The organism is Nocardia jejuensis NBRC 103114 (assembly GCF_001613145.1).
Classification (GTDB): Bacteria; Actinomycetota; Actinomycetes; order Mycobacteriales; family Mycobacteriaceae; genus Nocardia; species Nocardia jejuensis.
In genome coordinates this window covers 279,277-296,999 of sequence record NZ_BDBU01000005.1, presented here as the reverse complement: position 1 = coordinate 296,999, position 17,723 = coordinate 279,277, and the positions used below count along the sequence as shown (strand labels likewise).

The window sequence follows — 17,723 nt, the reverse complement described above, 5'->3', positions numbered from 1 at the left end:
GATTTCGAAACTTTCGGGTAACTCGCCGGGGACGGGCGAATAATTGCTGTACCCGACCGCCGGTCGCCAACGTTACTTTTGCGCCACACGAGTCTCGCCTTAAGTCCCGCAGAGCCGGATGAGCGGTACGGTACGCCCGTGACCATGATTGCTGTGGAGCCTCCGGAACACGTGCGCTCGACATTCGGGTTGCGAGAAATCGTGCCGGTTCCATTGGGGAACTGGGACGGTGGCTGGCGGTGCGGCGATGTCGTGCTCAGCCCGGTGACCGATCACGCGCGGGCCGCGTGGTCGGCGAAGGTGCGCGAGACGCTGCGTGTGGACGGCATCCGGCTGGCCCGGCCGGTCCGGGCCACCGACGGCCGCTATGTCGTATCGGGTTGGCGTGCGGACACCTATCTCGAGGGCGTGCCCGAGCCCCGGCACGACGAGGTGGTGTCGGTGTCGCTGCGGTTGCATCAGGTGACGGCCACGCTCGAGCGGCCGCGCTTCCTCGCGCAGGCTCCGGTCGCGCCGTGGGTGGATGTGGACGTCTTCGCGGCGGCCGATCGTGCCGCGTGGGAGGCGGTTCCGCTGCGCAGCCTCAAGATGGGCGGCCTGCTCCCGTCCACCTCTCCGGACGGAGATCGCAGTCTGCACCTGATCACCCAGCTCTCGACGCTGCGCAAACCCGTCGTCACCCCCGCGCAGCTGGTGCACGGCGATCTGTTCGGAACAGTGCTCTTCGCAGGCGCTTTCGCGCCCGGTCTGACCGACATCACCCCGTACTGGCGGCCCGCGCCGTGGGCCGCCGCCGTGATCGTGGTGGATGCGCTGTCCTGGGGCGGTGGCGACGACGGCCTGCTGCAACGCTGGGGTGACCTGCCCGAGTGGCCGCAGATGCTGGTGCGCGCGGTCATGTTCCGCCTCGCGGTGCACGCCCTGCACCCTCGATCCACCGAAGAGGCGTTTCCCGGCCTGGCGCACACCGCCGACATGATCCGATTGATGCTCTAGCGCTCGGCGCAGCTGCCAGGACCGCATCGCGATAAGCCCTGCACCACGAACGCTGTCGCGCCGGACGAATCGAATCGTCCGGCGCGACAGCGTTTTTCGGTGGCGCAGAGAATTATGTCATTGCGGGACAGCGGTTTCGGGCAGATCTCCCTTAGCCCGAGCGTCGCTCCTACACGTTGGCGTAGGCCAGCGAGGGGGACCGGTCCGCCGCGAAGGACGAGCGCAGGTAGAACCACCACACCGTCCCGGCCATGGCGAGATACACGACGGCGTATCCCCAGAAGGCCGGGCTCATGCTGCCGTAGTGCACATTGGACAGCCGCAGTGCCTGCTGCACGATCCAGCCGCCGGACGCGCCGACCGCTCCGATCACGCCGATGGCCGCACCGGCCTGCCGCTTGGCCGAGGCCAGCGCCTCGCCGATGTCCTGCCCGGTTTCCGAGGCGCGCCGCCGCGCCTCGGCGGTGAAGATGGTCGGGATCATCCGATAGGTGGAGCCGTTGCCGATGCCGGTGAGGACGAACAGCAGCAGGAACGAGATCAGGTACAGCGGAAAGCTCTTCACCGAGAGCGACGCCATGATCAGCAGCGTGGACACGGCCATGCCGCCGAACACGTACAGCGTCATCTTCGCGCCGCCGACCTTGTCCGAGATCCAGCCGCCGAAGGGCCGGCTCATGGATCCCACGAGTGCGCCGAGGAAGGCGAGATTGCCGAGCGTGCCCATCCAGCCGATCTTGGCGAGGCTGGGGAAGTTGGCCTTGAGCAGCGTCGGGAAGGCGAAGGAGAAGCCGATGAACGAGCCGAAGGTGCCGATGTAGAGCACGGCCATCACCCAGGTGTGCCGGTTGGTCAGCGCCAGTTTGTACGACTTGCCATCGGATTTCGCGCCGGAGATGGAGTCCATGTAGCGCAGCGCGCCGACCATGGCGATCAGGATCAGCGGGATCCACATGAGCACCGCCAGGGTGATGCCGAAGCGGTAGCCCGCCGGATCCTTGGCCAGGATGTGCGTGCCGAGGGTGATGATCAGCGGCACGAACAACTGCGTCTGTGCCACACCGAGATTGCCGCCCGCGGCATTGATGCCCAGCGCCGTGCCCTTCTTGCCCTCGGGGAAGAAGAAGTTGATATTGGCCATCGAGGAGGAGAAGTTACCGCCGCCGACGCCCGCGGTCGCGGCCAGCAGCATGAACACCCACATGGGCGTATCGGGCTGATTGATGAAGTAGGCCAGGCCGAGCGTGGGCAACAGCAGCATGCCCGCGCTGAAGACGGTGAACGCCCGCCCGCCGAAGCGCGGGATGGCGAAGGTGTACGGAATGCGCAGTGCCGCACCGACGAGCGTGGGCGTGGAGGTCAGCAGCAGAGCGTTGCTGACCGCGTCCGGTCCCTTGAGGAACGCGAATCCGGCCGCCCCCATGGCGGTGACGACGCTGCCCCAGATGACCCAGATGCTGAATCCGAGATTCTCCGCGAATACGGAGAAGATCAAATTCTTGCGGGCCGTTCGTTTTCCCCCGTTTTCCCAGAATTCCGTATTGTCGGGCTCCCAGCGATCGAGCCAGCGCCCGCGCTTCTGATAGTCCATCGTCGTTTCCGGCGTCGCCACGGTTGCCATGAGCAGCTTTCCTCTCGAGCTGTCTACCGCCCTCATCGCGATCTCCCGGTACGAAAATGTGTACCGGGGAGTCGCTGCGGTCGAGACAACCGTACGAAGTGCTGATTACGCCGGCATGGCTTTCGGTGACGACCGGGGCAATTCCGGCTCACCTCCGGGACTTTCGCGCGGTGACCTTTCGGTTACCCGGAATTACTATCGCGCGTCCGGGTATTCGGCGATGAGCGAGCCGAGGAAGCAGTCGGCCGTGCGGGCCGCCCGCTCGGGGTCCCCGTCGATGACCGCCTGCACGAGTTCGGTGTGCTCGGCGTGGTACGCCTCGCCCGCGCGTTCGGAGCGGGAGCGGATCCCGGCCTCGATGACGGGCAGCAGCGAGTCGTAGAACTCGAGGTACACCGCGTTGTGGCTGGCGACCACGATGGCGCGGTGCAGTTGCACGTCGGCCGCGATGGCGGTGTCGAAGTCGGCGTCCCAGGTGAGCCGGCGTTCCTCCAGCAGCCGTCGTAGCTCGGCGATATCGGTCTCGTCGCGCCGACTGGCCGCGAGCGAGGCCGCGGTGGTATCCAGTGCCTGGCGCAGTTCGAGGATGTCGCGCTGCTGGGCGTCGGCGAAGTACTCGGTCAGCGTGCCGCCGAGGGTGGACGTGGAGGTCACATACGTCCCGGAACCCTGTCTTCGTTCGACCATGCCTGCATGCACGAGCGCCTGGACGGCTTCGCGGACGGTATTTCGACCGGTCCCGGTGAGTTCGGTCAGCTCGGGCTCGGTGGGGATACGCGAGCCGACGGGCCAACGGCCGGAACGGATTTCGGCACGAAGCTGCTCTGTCACCTGGGCGATGAGGCTCGTGCGCCGGACTGGTTGCACGAGCAACAGCGTACCGTGCCTCACATTTCCATTGCGTCACATCATCGGGTCATCCTATGATTTCCCGGTGACTGCGACCTTGAACGAGACCGGGGCCCCCACCGGGGGCCTTTCTTCTGCCTCCCGGAAGAACGCGATCGTCGAGCAGCGACATGCCGTGGAGCCCCCGCGTACCGCGCAGGATCCGGCATCGACCGCAGCACTCACCCGGCGCAAGCGTTCGCTGATCGAGGGCCGCCTGCTGGTGCTGGCCGCGATCCTGATGTCCGCGCTCACCCTGCGCATCGCCGTGACCGCCTTCTCCCCGCTGGCGGCCCGCATCGGCGACGACATCGGCTATTCGACCGCCGTCGTCGGCGTGTTCGGCATGATCCCGACCCTGATGTTCGCCGCCGCGGGCCTGCTCACCCCACTCCTGACCCGCCGCCTGGGCCTGGAGGCCACCGCGCTGACCGCCATGGTGCTGACCGCGGTCGGTTCCGCGGTGCGCTCGATCGTGCCGGACACCTGGTCGCTGCTGGCGTTCTCCGCGCTGGCGCTGACCGGTATGGGCATCGGAAACGTGGTGATCCCGCCGCTGGTCAAACGGTACTTCTCCGATCGACTGGCGCTGCTGTCCTCGGTCTACATCGTGATGGTGCAGCTGGGCACGGTCGTTCCGGCGCTGATCGCGGTGCCGATCGCCGAGTCGCACGGGTGGCGCGTATCGCTGGGCGTGTGGGCGCTGCTGCCGATCCTGGCCGTGCTGCCGTGGCTGGCCGTGCTGCGGGTGCGTCGTCAGCACGCGCTCGCGGACGGCACCGACATTCCCGTCGCCCCCGTCGAGGCCACCGGTCAGGTGTGGCGGTCGCCGCTGGCCTGGGGCATGGCCCTGATGTTCGGCATGACCTCGCTGATCACCTATTCCATGTTCGCCTGGATGCCCTCGATCTTCTCCGACGCCGGCGCCAGCGCCGCGTACGGCGGCAGCATGGTCGGCATCTTCGCCCTGATCGGTCTGGTGGCGGCGCTGTCCGCGCCCATCGTCACCGGCCGCATGCGCAATCCGTTCCCCGTCGTGATCGGTTGTGCGGTCTTCTTTTTCGCGGGTTTCGCGGGATTGCTGATCGCTCCGATGAGCGCACCGCTGCTGTGGGTGGTGCTCCTGGGACTTGGGCCCTCGACCTTCCCGATGGCGCTGACGCTGATCAACCTGCGTACCCGTTCGGCCGCCGGCTCGGCCGCCCTGTCCGGTTTCACCCAGGGCGTCGGCTACCTCGTGGCATGTGTGGGCCCGCTGCTGTTCGGCACGCTGCACTCGATGACCGGAGGTTGGCTGGCGCCGTTCGGCTTCCTCGTGGTCGCGGTGCTGGTGCTGCTGGCCGGAGCCTGGCAGGCGTGCAAGCCGCGCATGCTCGAGGACACCTGGCACTGATTTCACCGCCCGAGTTGCCGACCCGTGAGGCACGCGCCATGCTGTGTGGCGACGCTCTCACCTCACGGTCGGCATTCGGCGTTTTCGGCCGTTCGTGACGCGTGGAAACCGTTGTGTCACACCGCGGAAACATAGGGTGCGTTCTCACCGTGGATTCCGGCGTCCCGTGAGCAACCGTTGATTCAGCGGTCATTTCGCGCAGCATTGCCGCAATACCGGTTTTCTACCTTTGGGTCATCCGATTTCAGGAGGACCCTTGTTCACGACGCTGAAGCGCAATCACGACATCGCGCACTGGGATGCCGAGGATGTCCAGGCTTGGGAAGCCGGCGGTAAGGACATCGCTCGCCGCAATCTGGTGTGGTCGGTGTTCGCCGAGCACATCGGCTTCTCGGTGTGGTCCATCTGGTCGGTGATGGTGCTGTTCATGCCGACCGATGTGTTCGGCATCGACACCGCGGGCAAGTTCTTCCTGGGCGCGGTGCCCACCCTGGTCGGTGGCCTCATGCGGATTCCGTACACCGTCGCCACGGCGAAGTTCGGCGGTCGCAACTGGACGATCTTCAGTGCGCTGGCGCTGCTGATCCCGGTGCTGCTGACCCTGTACTTCATCAATCAGCCGGGCACCTCGTACACCACGTTCCTGATCGTGGCGGCCTTCGCGGGCCTGGGCGGCGGCAACTTCTCCTCCTCGATGTCGAACATCAACGTCTTCTATCCGCAGCGGCTCAAGGGCTGGGCGCTGGGCATGAACGCGGGCGGCGGCAATATCGGCGTGCCGGTGATTCAGCTGATCGGCCTGGCGGTGATCGCGACCCTGGGCAACGCGTACGGCAACGCCTCGGTGGTGTGCGCGATCTACCTCGCGCTGATCGTGCTGGCCGCGACGGGTGCGGCGCTGTTCATGGACAACGTCAGGAACCAGAAGGCCGACCTGACCTACATGCTCGAGGCGCTGCGCGTGCCGCAGTCGTGGGCCATCGCGTTCCTGTACATCGGCACCTTCGGTTCCTTCATCGGCTACAGCTTCGCGTTCGGTCAGGTCCTGCAGATCAGCTTCAAGGCCGGTGGCGCGAGCGCCGCCGCAGCCGCCCTGCACGCCGCGCAGATCGCCTTCATCGGCCCGCTGCTGGGTTCGCTGGCTCGCCCCTACGGCGGCAAGTGGGCCGACCGCATCGGTGGCAGCCGGGTCACCCTCTACACCTTCGGAGCCATGACCGCCGCCGCCGCGGTGGTCGCGGTGTCCAGCACCATGGGCGACGGCACCGGCAGCCCCAAGGGCGGCGTGCTGGTCGCGCTGAGCATCGGCTTCACCGCGCTGTTCGTCATCTCGGGCTTCGGCAACGGCGCGGTCACCAAGATCATCCCGTCGGTGTTCGAGGCGAAATCCCGTAGCCTGCACGGTGATTCGGCCACCCGCGCCGCCTGGGCGCAGAACACCTCCGGCGCGCTGATCGGCTTCGTCGGCGCGATCGGCGCACTGGGCGGGGTCGGCATCAACCTGGTGCTGCGCTCCTCCTACGCCTCCACCAAGTCCGCCACCACCGCGTTCTGGGTGTTCATGGCCTTCTACGTGGTGTGCGCCCTGGTCTGCTGGGCGGTCTTCATGCGCCGCCCGAGCCTGCGCACGCTGTCCGCGGACACCGACAACGAGGTTGTCGTCGAGGCCGAAGCCCTTGTGCTGCAAGCGGAATCCGCCGATCGCGCCTCCTCCTCCAGCTCGTCCACCTCGTCCGCACGGGCCTGAACCGTCCACCTGCGAAAGGGACTCTCATGAACCGGATCGAACGCAAGACAGCGGTTGTCATCGGCCACGGCATGGTCGGGCACCGGTTCGTGGAGGCGCTGCGCGCCCGCGACGAGGCCGCGACCTGGCAGGTGGTGGTGCTGAGCGAGGAGAAGCTGCCCGCGTACGACCGCGTCGGTCTCTCCGGCTACGTGGGAGTCTGGGAGTCCGCGCACCTGGCGCTGCCCGGTAACGAGTACGCCGGCGACGCGCTGGTGGACCTGCGCCTGGGCGTGAAGGCCGACGCCATCGACCGCAACGCCCGCAAGGTCACCACCTCCTCGGGAGACGTGATCGGTTACGACGCACTGGTTCTCGCGACCGGTTCCTACGCCTTCGTGCCGCCGGTGCCGGGCCACGACTCCGAGGGCTGCTTCGTCTACCGCACGCTCGAGGACCTGGACGGCATCCGGGCCGCGGCCGAGGCCGCCGGTCCCGGCGCGGTCGGCGTGGTGGTCGGTGGTGGTCTGCTCGGCCTGGAAGCGGCGAACGCGCTGCGGCTGCTGGGCATGACCCCGCACGTGGTCGAGTACAACAGGTGGCTGATGCCCGCCCAGATCGACGAGGGCGGCGGCGCGATCCTGGAGCAGCTGGTCACCGAGCTGGGCCTGCACGTGCACACCGGTGTCGGCACCTCCGCCATCGAGACGGTCGAGGGCGCCTCGCTCGCGGACCGGCTGCGGGTCTCCTTCTCCGACGAGTCGCAGGTGCGCGCGGCGGTCGTGATCTTCGCCGCCGGCATCCGCCCGCGCGACGAGATCGCCCGCACCTCGGGCATCGAGGTCGGCCCGCGCGGCGGGGTGATCACCGATCTGGGCATGCGGACCTCGGACCCGAACATCTACGCGGTCGGCGAAGTCGCCGCGGTGGAGGGGGTGTGCTACGGCCTGGTCGCTCCCGGCTACACCACCGCCGAGATCGTCGCGGACCGTCTGCTCGGCGGCGCGGGGGAGTTCCCCGGCGCGGATCTGTCCACCAAGCTCAAGCTGCTCGGGGTGGACGTGGCCAGCTTCGGCGACGCGCACGCCACCACCGAGGGCGCGCTGTCGGTGGTGCTGCACGACGCCGCCAAGGGCACCTACGCCAAGCTCGTCGTCTCCGATGACGCCAAGACCCTGCTCGGCGGCGTGCTGGTCGGCGACGCCACCCAGTACTCGGCGCTGCGCCCGCTGGTCGGGCGTCCGCTGCCCGCCGATCCGGCGGCGCTGATCTCCCCGGCCGGTGCGGAACTGGGTGCGGACGCGCTGCCCGACGACGCGCAGATCTGCTCCTGCAACAACGTGTCCAAGGGCTCGATCTGCGGGGCCATCGCCGAGGGCGCCTGCGACGTCCCGGGCATCAAGAGCAGCACCAATGCCGGAACCTCCTGCGGCGGTTGCGTTCCCATGCTCAAGAAGCTGCTGGAGCAGTCGGGCGTCGCGGTCTCCAAGTCGCTCTGCGAGCACTTCTCGCAGTCGCGCGCCGAGCTGTTCCACATCGTGCAGAGCACCGGCATCCGCACCTTCTCGGGTCTGATCGCCAAGTACGGCAAGGGATCCGGCTGCGATATCTGCAAGCCGACGGTCGCCTCCGTGCTGGCCTCGACCTCCAGCGATCACATCCTGGACGGCGAGCAGGCCGCCCTGCAGGACACCAACGATCACTTCCTGGCCAACCTGCAGAAGAACGGCACCTACTCGGTGGTGCCGCGCATGCCCGGTGGTGAGGTCACCGCCGAGCAGCTCATCGTGATCGGTGAGGTGGCAAAGGAATTCGGCCTGTACGTGAAGGTCACCGGCGGTCAGCGCATCGACCTGTTCGGCGCCCGCGTGGAGCAGCTGCCCCCGATCTGGAAGCGCCTGGTCGACGCCGGCATGGAGTCGGGTCACGCGTACGGCAAGTCGCTGCGCACGGTGAAGTCCTGCGTCGGCTCGACCTGGTGCCGCTACGGTCAGCAGGATTCGGTCGGCATGGCCGTGCTGCTGGAGAAGCGCTACCGTGGTCTGCGTTCCCCGCACAAGCTCAAGCTGGGCGTGTCGGGCTGTGCGCGCGAGTGCGCGGAGGCGCGCGGCAAGGACGTCGGCGTCATCGCCACCGAGAACGGCTGGAACCTGTACGTCGGCGGCAACGGTGGTCTGACCCCGAAGCACGCCGTGCTGCTGGCCGGTGAGCTGGACGACGACACCCTGATCAGCTACATCGACCGGTACCTCATGTTCTACATCCGCACCGCGGACCGGCTGCAGCGCACCGCGCCGTGGCAGGAGGCCCTCGAAGGCGGGATCGACTACCTCAAGCAGGTCGTCTGCGAGGACAGCCTCGGTATCGCGCAGGATCTCGAGATCAGCATGGAACGCCACGTCGCGGGGTACCGGGACGAGTGGGCCGCGGTCCTGGACGACGAGGAGAAGCTCTCGCGCTTCGTCACTTTCGTGAACGCGCCGGAGGAGACCGACCCCACCATTTCCTTCGATGACAGCGGTGAACGCAAGGTTCCGGTCCTGCTGGGCATTCCAGACCTTCCGGTCGGTGTGACGAAGAACGTGGACGCCGCCACGCACGGGAAATGACTGCTTAACCGCTTGGAAACAGGACGTCGGTACCAATAGGTAAGGCGTTCGGAGGAGAAGACCGATGACCGTGATCGACACACCAGGCACCGCCACCAGCACCACCGGCTGGACGCAGGCTTGCCGACTGGATTACTTGATTCCCGGCCGCGGTGTTGCGGTTCTCTTGAAGGGCGGCCGCCAGGCGGCCCTGTTCCTGACCACCGAGGGCACGCTCTTCGCGCTCGGCAACATCGATCCGTTCGGCCGGGCGGCGGTCATGTCCCGCGGCATAGTCGGTGATCGGGCCGGCGTGCCGGTCGTGGCGTCCCCGCTGCTCAAGCAGGCCTTCTCGCTGATCGACGGACGCTGCCTGGACGACGAGTCCACCTCGGTGCCGGTGTACGCGGTCCGAGTCGTCGATGGCGTGGTCGCGGTCGCGAACGACCCACTCGACGTCCCCGGTGGTACGGCATGACCGAGCTCGACGCGGGCACCCCGCTGGCCGGCTTCACCGTCGGCATCACGGCCGCGCGGCGTGCGGACGAACTCGGCACCCTGCTCACCCGGCGCGGCGCGAACGTCGTCACCGCCGCGGCCATCCGAATCATTCCGCTCTCGGACGACACCGAGCTCGAGCGCGTGACGCGCCGGCTCGTGGCCGATCCGCCGCAGATCGCCGTGGCCACCACCGGTATCGGCTTCCGCGGCTGGATGGAGGCCGCCGAGGGCTGGGGTCTGGCCGAGGACCTGCGAATCGCGCTGGGCACCACCAGGCTGCTGGCCCGCGGCCCCAAGGCCAAGGGCGCCATCCGCGCCGCAGAACTGCGCGAAGAGTGGTCTCCCGCTTCCGAATCCAGTGCCGAGGTGCTCGATCACCTGCTGGCACAGGGCGTCGAGGGTGTGCGCATCGCGGTGCAGCTGCACGGTGCGACCACCGAGTGGGAGCCGGTTCCGGATTTCTGTGAGGTATTGCGCTGTGCCGGAGCCGATGTGGTTCCGGTTCCGGTCTATCGCTGGGTGCCGCCGGACGATCGCACCCCGATGGACCGTCTCATCGAGGCGATCGTCACCGCGGGCATCGACTGCGTGACCTTCACCAGCGCGCCCGCGGTGGCCTCACTGCTGATGCGCGCCAAGGAAACCGGCCTGCTCGAGGCCGTCCTGCACGCCATGCGCACCCGGGTCCTCCCGGCCTGCGTCGGCCCGATCACCGCCGCCCCGCTCGAGGAGCTCGGGGTCACCTGTTCCATGCCCGGCCGCGCCCGCCTGGGTGCGCTGGCCCGGCACGTGGCCGAGGAACTTCCCCGGCGCGCCAGCCGGATTCAGGCCGCCGGGCACATCCTGAGCGTGCGCGGCGCGTGTGTCGTGGTGGACGGCCAGGTCCGGCAGCTCGCGCCCGCGCCGATGGCGCTGATGCGTTCGCTGGCCCGCCAGCCCGGCCGCGTGGTCTCGCGCGAGGATCTGCTCGCGGCGCTGCCCGGTGGCGGTGACGACACCCACGCCGTGGAGACCGCCATCGCCCGGCTGCGCGCGGGTCTCGGTACGCCCAAGGCCATCCAGACCGTGGTGAAGCGTGGCTACCGCCTGGCCCTGGACCCGGCCGAATGCACCGACAACTCGCGGCCGATGGAACCGATCGTGTCCCAGCCGTTCCCGAGGTCTCCGGGCCTGGGTGCGCGGCGCGCCTTCCCGACGGTGCCCGCTCGTCCGATCGCGCCGGAAGCCACCCAGGTCCCCGGTGCGATCGCCCGCGAAGGTTTTCCCGCTCGCCACGCGGATCTGCCGCGTCCGCCGGTGACCGGCTCCGGAGCGCCCGTGCGGGCGACCCGCCCGGCTCCGGTTTCGGGGGTCTGGTGAGCACCCCCGCCCTGGTCCTGGTCGCACACGGCACCCGGAGCGCCAAGGGCGTACAGATGATCGCCGATCTGGCCGAGGCTGTGGCGCAGGAGTTTTCCCGCTCGCACGCGCTTCCCCGGACCGGCGCCGGTGCGGCGTTCGGGGCCGCATCGACGCCGCCGTCCGAGGTTCCGGCGGTGCGCACCGCGTTCGTCGATGTGCTGGGCCCGTCCCCGGCCGAGGTGCTGCGGAACCTGGATCCCGTTCCGGCGGTGGTGGTTCCGGCGTTCCTGGCCTCGGGTTATCACGTCTATCAGGATGTGCCGCGAGAGGTGGCCGCGAGTGCCCACGAGGCGGTCGCGGTCACCCAGGCCATGGGCCCGGATCCGGCGTTGGCCGCGGTCATGCGGATGCGGTTGCGCGCCGCGGGCTGGCGTCCGGGCGACGCGGTGGTCTTCGCCGCCGCGGGTTCCTCCGATGCCCGTGCGCGCCAGGATGTCCGGCGTGCGGCGGGGCTGCTGGCCGGGCAGATCGGCGCTCCGGTGCGCATCGCCTACATCGCGACCGGTGAGCCGCGAGTTCCGGAAGTGGTTGCCGGACTGCGCGATTCCGGCGCCCGCCGGGTGTTCGTCGCCTCCTACCTGCTCGCGCACGGCCTGTTCCACGAGCGGCTGCATGCGGCGGGTGCGGACGGTGTCGCGGACCCCATCGGCGTGCATCCCGCGGTGGTCCGATTGCTGATCGATCGCTATCGCACGGCCGCGAATTCACTTCTCGCCGCGCGGGCGGCATGACCGGAAACGCCTGATTCACCGATCGCTTGGTGAATTCGGCGTGTCCGTGGCAGCCTGTTTCTGTGAAAAAGCTGATTGTCATCGCCGGTCTCGCGGCAGCCGTCGCGGCCGGAACTTACGTGCCCGCCAACGCGGTCCCGCTGTTCGACCCGTGGGCTTCCTGCAAGGCATTGGGCAAGACCGAGGCCGAATGCCACGGCGACGGCCGGAACGAACTCGAGCCGAACCAGCAGGATCTCGGTGTATTCGGGGTTTCGGGTTCCGCGGCAAGCCACTGATTCCGGCGGCTCGCATTTCCCCGGAGGCCGGAAATACCGGTCTCCGGTAGTCAAGTGCCGATTCCGCTGAATCGAATCCATTGTCCGACAGGCGGAATCACACTCCGGTAACGGCGGGCGCGCGGTCAGAATGACCGCATGCCGACCGAACATCCCGCTCGCCGTGCCGGACTCGCCTCCCAGGCCGCCGTGCGCGCCAAGCGCAAGGACGAGTGGCTGGCGCTGTTCGCCGCGAATGCGCGCGTGCAGGATCCGATCGGCGTCTCGCCCTACGACCCGGCGGGTCACGGTCACCTCGGGCTCGAGGCCATCGCCGCCTTCTGGGACCTGGCCATCGCCCCCAGCGTGATCGACTTCCGCTGGTCCGATTCGTTCGCCTGCGGCTCCGAAGTGGCCTTCACCGGCACGATTTCGAGCTCCCGCCCGGAGGTGTCCGTGGAGGTGGACCTGGTGGCCACCTACCGCGTGAACGCAGCGGGCAAGATCATCGCGCTGCGGGCGTTCTGGGAACTCGCCCGAGCCCGCACGGTCTGACCCGGGCTCCGATTCCGAGCGGCTTTCACGCCCCGGGTGTCTGCAGCGCCGGGAACCAGATATCGGTCAGCACCGCCGCGGCCTGCTCGGCCGTGACGTCGATGGTGCCCTGCATGGCCCAGCGCGTGAAGAACCGCTCCAGCTGCGCGACCAGCAGTTCGATCCGCAATCTGGCCTCGTCCTGCTGCCCGTCCGGCCAGCGCGAGAGGTACGAGGTCATCACGTTCGGCAGCGCCAGGATCCCCTCGCGCGCGACCTCCCGGAACTCCGGTTCCAGCGCGGTCGCCTCGTCCCAGGCCGGGAGCAGGTCCTTGTACTCCTGGAACCAGTCGATGGCCCGTCGCATCCACGCCCCGAATTCCTCGCGCGAGCCGCTGTCGAGCACGTGGTCGAGGTCCTCGTAGAAGTGCTGGACGCTGGGCAGAGTGCCCTGTTCGGCGATGGCGCGCAACACATCCGGCTTGCTGTTGAAGTGCAGGTAGAAGGTGGCGCGGCTGCATCCGACGGCGGCGGCGATGTCGTCCACCCGGACCGGTGCGTAGCCCTGGGTGGTGAACAGCGCTTTGGCCGCGTCGATGAGCCGGCTGCGAGTTTGCCGCTTCTGTTCCTCGCGCAGGGAGGTGCGGCGGGCCTCGGGTGCTGCCGGTTCGGTCTGCATGGGTTGATGATAGACGTACGTAAACTCACTAGACACACTGTCTAGCGAATGTTAGCGTGTGTGTCAGATCACGTCCGGCAGTGGAATGTGACCCATCGCCGAACCAGGAGAGTGAATTGACCGATCAGACCGCAGGCGCACGCGAGTTGCCCCGGGTATGCGTCATCGGCGCGGGCCCCTCGGGAATCACCGTCGCGAAACGCCTCGCCGAATACGGCATCCCCTTCGATTGCTACGAAGCCTCGGACCAGGTGGGCGGCAACTGGTACTACAAGAACCCGAACGGAATGTCGGCCTGCTACCAGAGCCTGCACATCGACACCTCGAAGTTCCGGCTCGCGTTCGAGGACTTCCCCGCCCCCGAGGAATGGCCGGACTTTCCGCATCACACGCAGCTGCATCAGTATTTCAAGGATTACGTCGAGCATTTCGGCCTGGCCGATCGAATCATCCTGAACACCAAGGTGATCTCGGCCGCACGTGATGCCGACGGACTCTGGGTTGTCACCACCGATACCGGTCGCACCGAGGTCTACGACGCGCTGCTGGTGTGCAACGGCCACCACTGGGATCCGCGCACCCCCGATTATCCCGGTGAATTCGACGGCGTCCTGATGCATTCGCACGCCTACAACGATCCGTTCGACCCGATCGATATGCGCGGCAAGCGAATCGTCGTGGTGGGCATGGGCAATTCGGGTCTGGACATCGCGACCGAGCTGTCCCAGCGCTTCATCGCCTCGAAGTTCTATCTCTCGGCCCGTCGCGGCGTCTGGGTGCTGCCCAAGTACGTCAACGGCGCGGTGGGTGACAAATCCTCTGTGCCGCCGTGGATTCCGTCGAAGGTGGCGCTCAAGCTCAAGCAGCGCTTCGTGGTCAAGAACCGCGGCCACATGGAGAACTACGGCCTGCCCAAGCCCGACCACCTGCCCTTCGAGGCGCATCCCTCGGCCAGTGAGGAATTCCTGCACCGGGCCGGCTGCGGCGACGTCACTTTCAAGCCCGCGATCACCCGCCTGGACGGTGACAAGGTGCATTTCGCGGACGGCACCGTCGAAGAGGTCGATGTGGTGGTGTGCGCCACCGGGTATCACATCAGCTTCCCGTTCTTCGACGATCCGGAGCTGGTTCCCGATTCGCGGAACATGCTTCCGCTGTACCGGCAGATGATCAAGCCCGGCATCGACAACCTCTTCTATCTCGGTCTGGCACAACCGATGCCGACGCTGGTGAACTTCGCCGAGCAGCAGTCCAAGCTGGTCGCGGCCTATCTGAGCGGCAACTACCGGCTGCCCTCGGAGGTGGAGATGCGCGAGACCATGCGCACGGCCGAGGCCAGCCGATCGGGCCGCTACTACGACTCGCCCCGGCACACCATCCAGATCGAATTCGAGCCGTACGTACGGGATCTGCAGCGCGAGCTGGCGCGCGGAGCCAAGCGTGCCGCCGCTTACAACCACGCCCTGCCGGTGTCGCCGCGCGCGGCGGCCCGGGTCAAGTAGGGGAGTGGAGCAGATGAGCAACGTCGCTGGTTTCTGTACCGACGAATTCGCCGAGGTCCGTGCGGCTTTCACCGAGCAGGTGGAATCCGGGGCCGAACTCGGCGCGTCCCTGTGTGTCACCGTGGACGGTGTGGCCGTGGTCGATCTGTGGGGCGGCTGGGCCGATCACGCACAAACCCGGCGCTGGGGCGCGGACACCCTGGTGAACACCTTCTCGATCACCAAGACCATGGCCTCGCTCAGCGCGCTGCTGCTGGTGGATCGCGGTGAGCTGGACCCGAATCAGCGGGTGGCGCACTACTGGCCGGAGTTCGCGGCCAACGGCAAGGCCGATATCGAAGTGCGGCACCTGCTTTCGCACACCTCCGGCGTCTCGGGTTGGGACGCCCCCATCGAGCTGCCCGACATCTACGATCTCGAGGCGTCCACCGCGCGCCTGGCGTCGCAGGCCCCGTGGTGGGAGCCGGGCACCGCCTCGGGCTATCACGCCATCAATTACGGACACCTGGTCGGCGAGGTCATCCGCCGGATCACCGGCCGCACCCTCGGTGAGTTCTTCGCCGAGGAGTTGGCCGGTCCGCTGGGCGCCGATTTCCATATCGGCACCCCCGCGGAGCATCTCGATCGTGTGGCGGATCTGGTTCCCCCGGAGATGCCGGAGTTCGACATCTCGCTGCTGCCGCAGGACAGCGTCATGTTCAAGACGCTGTTCCAGCCCATGCTGGAATTCCAGGAGTGCAACACCACCGCCTGGCGGCAGGCGCAGATCGGCGGGGTCAACGGTCACGGCAACGCCCGCTCGATCGCCCGGGTGCAGTCGCTGATCAGCAACGGCGGTGAGCTGAGCGGCCGGAAGTACCTGTCGGACAAGACCATCGACCGCATCTTCGAGCAGCAGTCCGACGGCGTGGATCTGGCCATCATGCTGCCGCTGCGCTTCGGTCTCGGTTACGGCCTGCCGCAGCCGCAGACCGCACCGCATGTGCCGGACGGCCGGGTGTGCTGGTGGGCCGGGCTGGGCGGGGCGTTCGTGGTGAACGATCTGGACCACCGCGTCACCTTCGCCTACGCGATGAACCGGATGGCCCCGGGCCTGATCGGCTCCGATCGCGCGGACGCCTACCTGAAGGCGACCTTCGCCGCCGTACGCGGCCGTGAGCAGTAAATACCTGGTTCACCTCCGCGGAACGCCCGGCTCGGGCAAGCTGCGAAGGTTCGCTAACGATTATTCGAGGACTTGATTCATGACGAAAGCCGTTGATCTCCAGGCGCTGGCCGCGCAGATAGCCGCGGGCCTCACCGGTCCGGGCGGACCCTTCGAAATGACGGTCGAGCCGGTCCTGGGCGCCACGATCCCGGTGTTCCGCAACCGTCACCGCTCGCTGCAGGGCCTGCTCGAGGCCTCCCGTGATCTGGGCGATCGCGACTATCTGGTCGCGGACGACAACCGCATGACCTTCGCCGAGCACTACGAGGCGGCCGGAGCGCTGGCCGCGGCGCTGGCGCAGCGCTACGGCATCGGCAAGGGTGATCGGGTCGGCATCCTGGCCGCCAATACCCCCGAGTGGGTGCTGACCTTCTGGGCCGCGCAGCGCCTGGGCGCGGTGCCGGTCGGCTACAACGCCTGGTGGGCCCCGCGTGAGATCGCCTACGGGCTCGAGCACACCCGGCCCGTGGTGGTGATCGCCGATGCCAAGCGCGCGCAGCAGCTGGCCGCGACCGGCACCGACATCCCGGTGCTGACCATGGAGGGCGACCTGCCCGAACTGGTGCGCGAGTACCGCGGCGAGTATCCCGTCAACGAGGTGGATGAGGAGGACCCGGCCTGCATTCTCTACACCAGCGGCACCACCGGCCGCCCCAAGGGTGTGGTGCACTCGCATCGGAACATGGTGGCGGTCAGCGACTATCACCGTTTCACCGACGCTCTCTCCGCCGGTTTCCGCGGTCTGCCCTGGGACGGTTCCCCCTCGAATCGCCGCTTCCTGACCACCTCGCCCCTGTTCCACATCGCGAGCCTGCACAACCTGGTCATCCCGCGCATCACCACCGGTGACACCGTGGTGTTCCTGACCGGCGGGTTCGAGGCCGACAAGGTGCTGCGGCTGATCGAATCCGAGCGGATCACCAACTGGGGCGCGGTGCCGACCATGGCCAGCCGCCTGCTCGAGGCGGATCTGGCGAAGTACGACCTGGCCTCGCTCGCCGCCTTCTCCCTCAATGCCGCGCCCTCCTCGCCCGCACTGCAGCAGCGTTTGCGGGACCGCCTTCCGGTCGCTCAGGTCGCCCTGACCACCAGCTACGGCTGCACGGAGAGCGGCACCGCCGCGACCGTCGCGACCCCGCCGGAGCTGGCCGCCTTCCCGGAGACCGTGGGCCGCGCGATCATCGGCGTCTCGGTCGAGATCCGCGATCCCGAGGGCGTCGTGCAACCCGACGGCGTCGAGGGCGAGATCTGCGTGCGCAGCCCGTACGTCATGCTCGGCTACTGGAACGACGAGGCCGCCACCGCCGCCTCCATCGACGCGAACCGCTGGCTGCGCACCGGTGACTTCGGCTATGTCTCCGAGGGCAGGCTGTTCATGGCGGGCCGGCGCTCGGATCTCATCCTGCGCGGGGGCGAGAACGTCTACCCGACCGAGATCGAGAACGCGCTCGACGCACATCCGCTGGTGCAGGAATCGGCCGTCATCGGTGTGCCGCACGAGGATCTGGGCCAGGAGGTGGCGGCCATCGTGGTGGTCGCGGAACCGGAGTCGGTGACCGCCGACGAACTGCGTGAGCACGTGGCCGGGCACCTGGCCTACTTCAAGGTGCCGGCTCGCTGGCTGATCACCTCGAATCCCTTGCCGCGCAATGTCACCGGCAAGGTGCTGCGCCGCGAACTCTCCCTGGGGGACCGATAA

The 17,723-nt window shown here is 67.9% G+C and carries 15 protein-coding genes; 12 read left to right on the top strand and 3 right to left on the bottom strand.

Annotation, left to right across the window (positions count from 1 at the left end; translation table 11 throughout):
- The first annotated feature begins 144 nt into the window (after window positions 1–144).
- Complete coding sequence (locus NJ1_RS04770; RefSeq protein ID WP_067687789.1) at window positions 145–996, top strand: TIGR02569 family protein; 852 nt, start codon at window positions 145–147, stop codon at window positions 994–996.
- 169 nt (window positions 997–1,165) lie between these two features.
- Here NJ1_RS04770 and NJ1_RS04765 read toward each other — a convergent pair whose 3' ends face one another.
- Together NJ1_RS04765 and NJ1_RS04760 are read right to left on the bottom strand one after the other, a co-directional pair.
- A complete protein-coding gene (locus tag NJ1_RS04765; RefSeq protein ID WP_067687787.1) occupies window positions 1,166–2,617 on the bottom strand; it encodes an MFS transporter in 1,452 nt (483 codons plus the stop codon).
- Between the two features lie 195 nt (window positions 2,618–2,812).
- Complete coding sequence (locus NJ1_RS04760; protein WP_067687939.1) at window positions 2,813–3,484, bottom strand: FadR/GntR family transcriptional regulator; 672 nt, start codon at window positions 3,482–3,484, stop codon at window positions 2,813–2,815.
- Between the two features lie 262 nt (window positions 3,485–3,746).
- Here NJ1_RS04760 and NJ1_RS04755 point away from each other — a divergent pair, with 262 nt between their 5' ends.
- The 8 genes from NJ1_RS04755 to NJ1_RS04720 all read left to right on the top strand — a co-directional run bounded on the left by NJ1_RS04755 (window position 3,747) and on the right by NJ1_RS04720 (window position 12,657).
- Window positions 3,747–4,898 carry an MFS transporter gene (locus NJ1_RS04755; RefSeq protein ID WP_067687937.1) on the top strand — a complete coding sequence of 384 codons (1,152 nt, stop codon included), beginning with the start codon at window positions 3,747–3,749 and terminating at the stop codon, window positions 4,896–4,898.
- A gap of 256 nt (window positions 4,899–5,154) precedes the next feature.
- On the top strand, window positions 5,155–6,645 hold the full coding sequence (locus tag NJ1_RS04750) for a nitrate/nitrite transporter (protein WP_084477744.1): 1,491 nt from the start codon (window positions 5,155–5,157) through the stop codon (window positions 6,643–6,645).
- A 26-nt stretch (window positions 6,646–6,671) separates the two neighbouring features.
- Window positions 6,672–9,233: a nitrite reductase large subunit NirB gene (nirB, locus tag NJ1_RS04745; RefSeq protein ID WP_067687783.1), complete on the top strand. Its 2,562-nt coding sequence runs from the start codon at window positions 6,672–6,674 to the stop codon at window positions 9,231–9,233.
- A gap of 64 nt (window positions 9,234–9,297) precedes the next feature.
- Entirely contained in the window at window positions 9,298–9,690 is a 393-nt protein-coding gene (nirD, locus tag NJ1_RS04740) for a nitrite reductase small subunit NirD (protein WP_067687778.1), read from the top strand.
- Entirely contained in the window at window positions 9,687–11,072 is a 1,386-nt protein-coding gene (locus tag NJ1_RS04735; RefSeq protein WP_245717211.1) for a uroporphyrinogen-III synthase, read from the top strand. The genes nirD and NJ1_RS04735 overlap by 4 nt, the downstream gene beginning before the upstream one ends.
- Window positions 11,069–11,845, top strand: coding sequence for a sirohydrochlorin chelatase (locus NJ1_RS04730; protein ID WP_067687776.1), 777 nt, complete (start codon window positions 11,069–11,071; stop codon window positions 11,843–11,845). Before NJ1_RS04735 ends, NJ1_RS04730 begins: the two co-directional genes overlap by 4 nt.
- A gap of 62 nt (window positions 11,846–11,907) precedes the next feature.
- The gene (locus NJ1_RS04725) at window positions 11,908–12,123 is read left to right on the top strand and encodes a hypothetical protein (protein WP_067687774.1); all 216 of its coding nucleotides are present in this window, start codon (window positions 11,908–11,910) and stop codon (window positions 12,121–12,123) included.
- Between the two features lie 138 nt (window positions 12,124–12,261).
- On the top strand, window positions 12,262–12,657 hold the full coding sequence (locus NJ1_RS04720; RefSeq protein ID WP_067687772.1) for a nuclear transport factor 2 family protein: 396 nt from the start codon (window positions 12,262–12,264) through the stop codon (window positions 12,655–12,657).
- 25 nt (window positions 12,658–12,682) lie between these two features.
- Here NJ1_RS04720 and NJ1_RS04715 read toward each other — a convergent pair whose 3' ends face one another.
- Window positions 12,683–13,315 (bottom strand): TetR/AcrR family transcriptional regulator, encoded by a 633-nt coding sequence (locus tag NJ1_RS04715; RefSeq protein WP_067687770.1) that lies wholly within the window; start codon window positions 13,313–13,315, stop codon window positions 12,683–12,685.
- Between the two features lie 116 nt (window positions 13,316–13,431).
- Here NJ1_RS04715 and NJ1_RS04710 point away from each other — a divergent pair, with 116 nt between their 5' ends.
- The 3 genes from NJ1_RS04710 to casG all read left to right on the top strand — a co-directional run bounded on the left by NJ1_RS04710 (window position 13,432) and on the right by casG (window position 17,723).
- On the top strand, window positions 13,432–14,817 hold the full coding sequence (locus NJ1_RS04710; protein WP_067687768.1) for a flavin-containing monooxygenase: 1,386 nt from the start codon (window positions 13,432–13,434) through the stop codon (window positions 14,815–14,817).
- Between the two features lie 13 nt (window positions 14,818–14,830).
- On the top strand, window positions 14,831–15,982 hold the full coding sequence (locus NJ1_RS04705; protein WP_067687935.1) for a serine hydrolase domain-containing protein: 1,152 nt from the start codon (window positions 14,831–14,833) through the stop codon (window positions 15,980–15,982).
- 79 nt (window positions 15,983–16,061) lie between these two features.
- Entirely contained in the window at window positions 16,062–17,723 is a 1,662-nt protein-coding gene (casG, locus tag NJ1_RS04700) for a steroid-24-oyl-CoA synthetase (RefSeq protein WP_067687766.1), read from the top strand.

Excerpts from the sequence above, each read along its gene's own strand:
- nirD (WP_067687778.1), top strand. The coding sequence starts at position 9,298 with ATGACCGTGATCGACACACCAGGCACCGCCACCAGCACCACCGGCTGG.
- NJ1_RS04755 (WP_067687937.1), top strand. The coding sequence starts at position 3,747 with ATGTCCGCGCTCACCCTGCGCATCGCCGTGACCGCCTTCTCCCCGCTG.
- NJ1_RS04765 (WP_067687787.1), bottom strand. The coding sequence starts at position 2,617 with ATGGCAACCGTGGCGACGCCGGAAACGACGATGGACTATCAGAAGCGC.
- casG (WP_067687766.1), top strand. The coding sequence starts at position 16,062 with ATGACGAAAGCCGTTGATCTCCAGGCGCTGGCCGCGCAGATAGCCGCG.
- NJ1_RS04720 (WP_067687772.1), top strand. The coding sequence starts at position 12,262 with ATGCCGACCGAACATCCCGCTCGCCGTGCCGGACTCGCCTCCCAGGCC.
- nirB (WP_067687783.1), top strand. The coding sequence starts at position 6,672 with ATGAACCGGATCGAACGCAAGACAGCGGTTGTCATCGGCCACGGCATG.
- NJ1_RS04715 (WP_067687770.1), bottom strand. The coding sequence starts at position 13,315 with ATGCAGACCGAACCGGCAGCACCCGAGGCCCGCCGCACCTCCCTGCGC.
- NJ1_RS04770 (WP_067687789.1), top strand. The coding sequence starts at position 145 with ATGATTGCTGTGGAGCCTCCGGAACACGTGCGCTCGACATTCGGGTTG.
- NJ1_RS04705 (WP_067687935.1), top strand. The coding sequence starts at position 14,831 with ATGAGCAACGTCGCTGGTTTCTGTACCGACGAATTCGCCGAGGTCCGT.
- NJ1_RS04735 (WP_245717211.1), top strand. The coding sequence starts at position 9,687 with ATGACCGAGCTCGACGCGGGCACCCCGCTGGCCGGCTTCACCGTCGGC.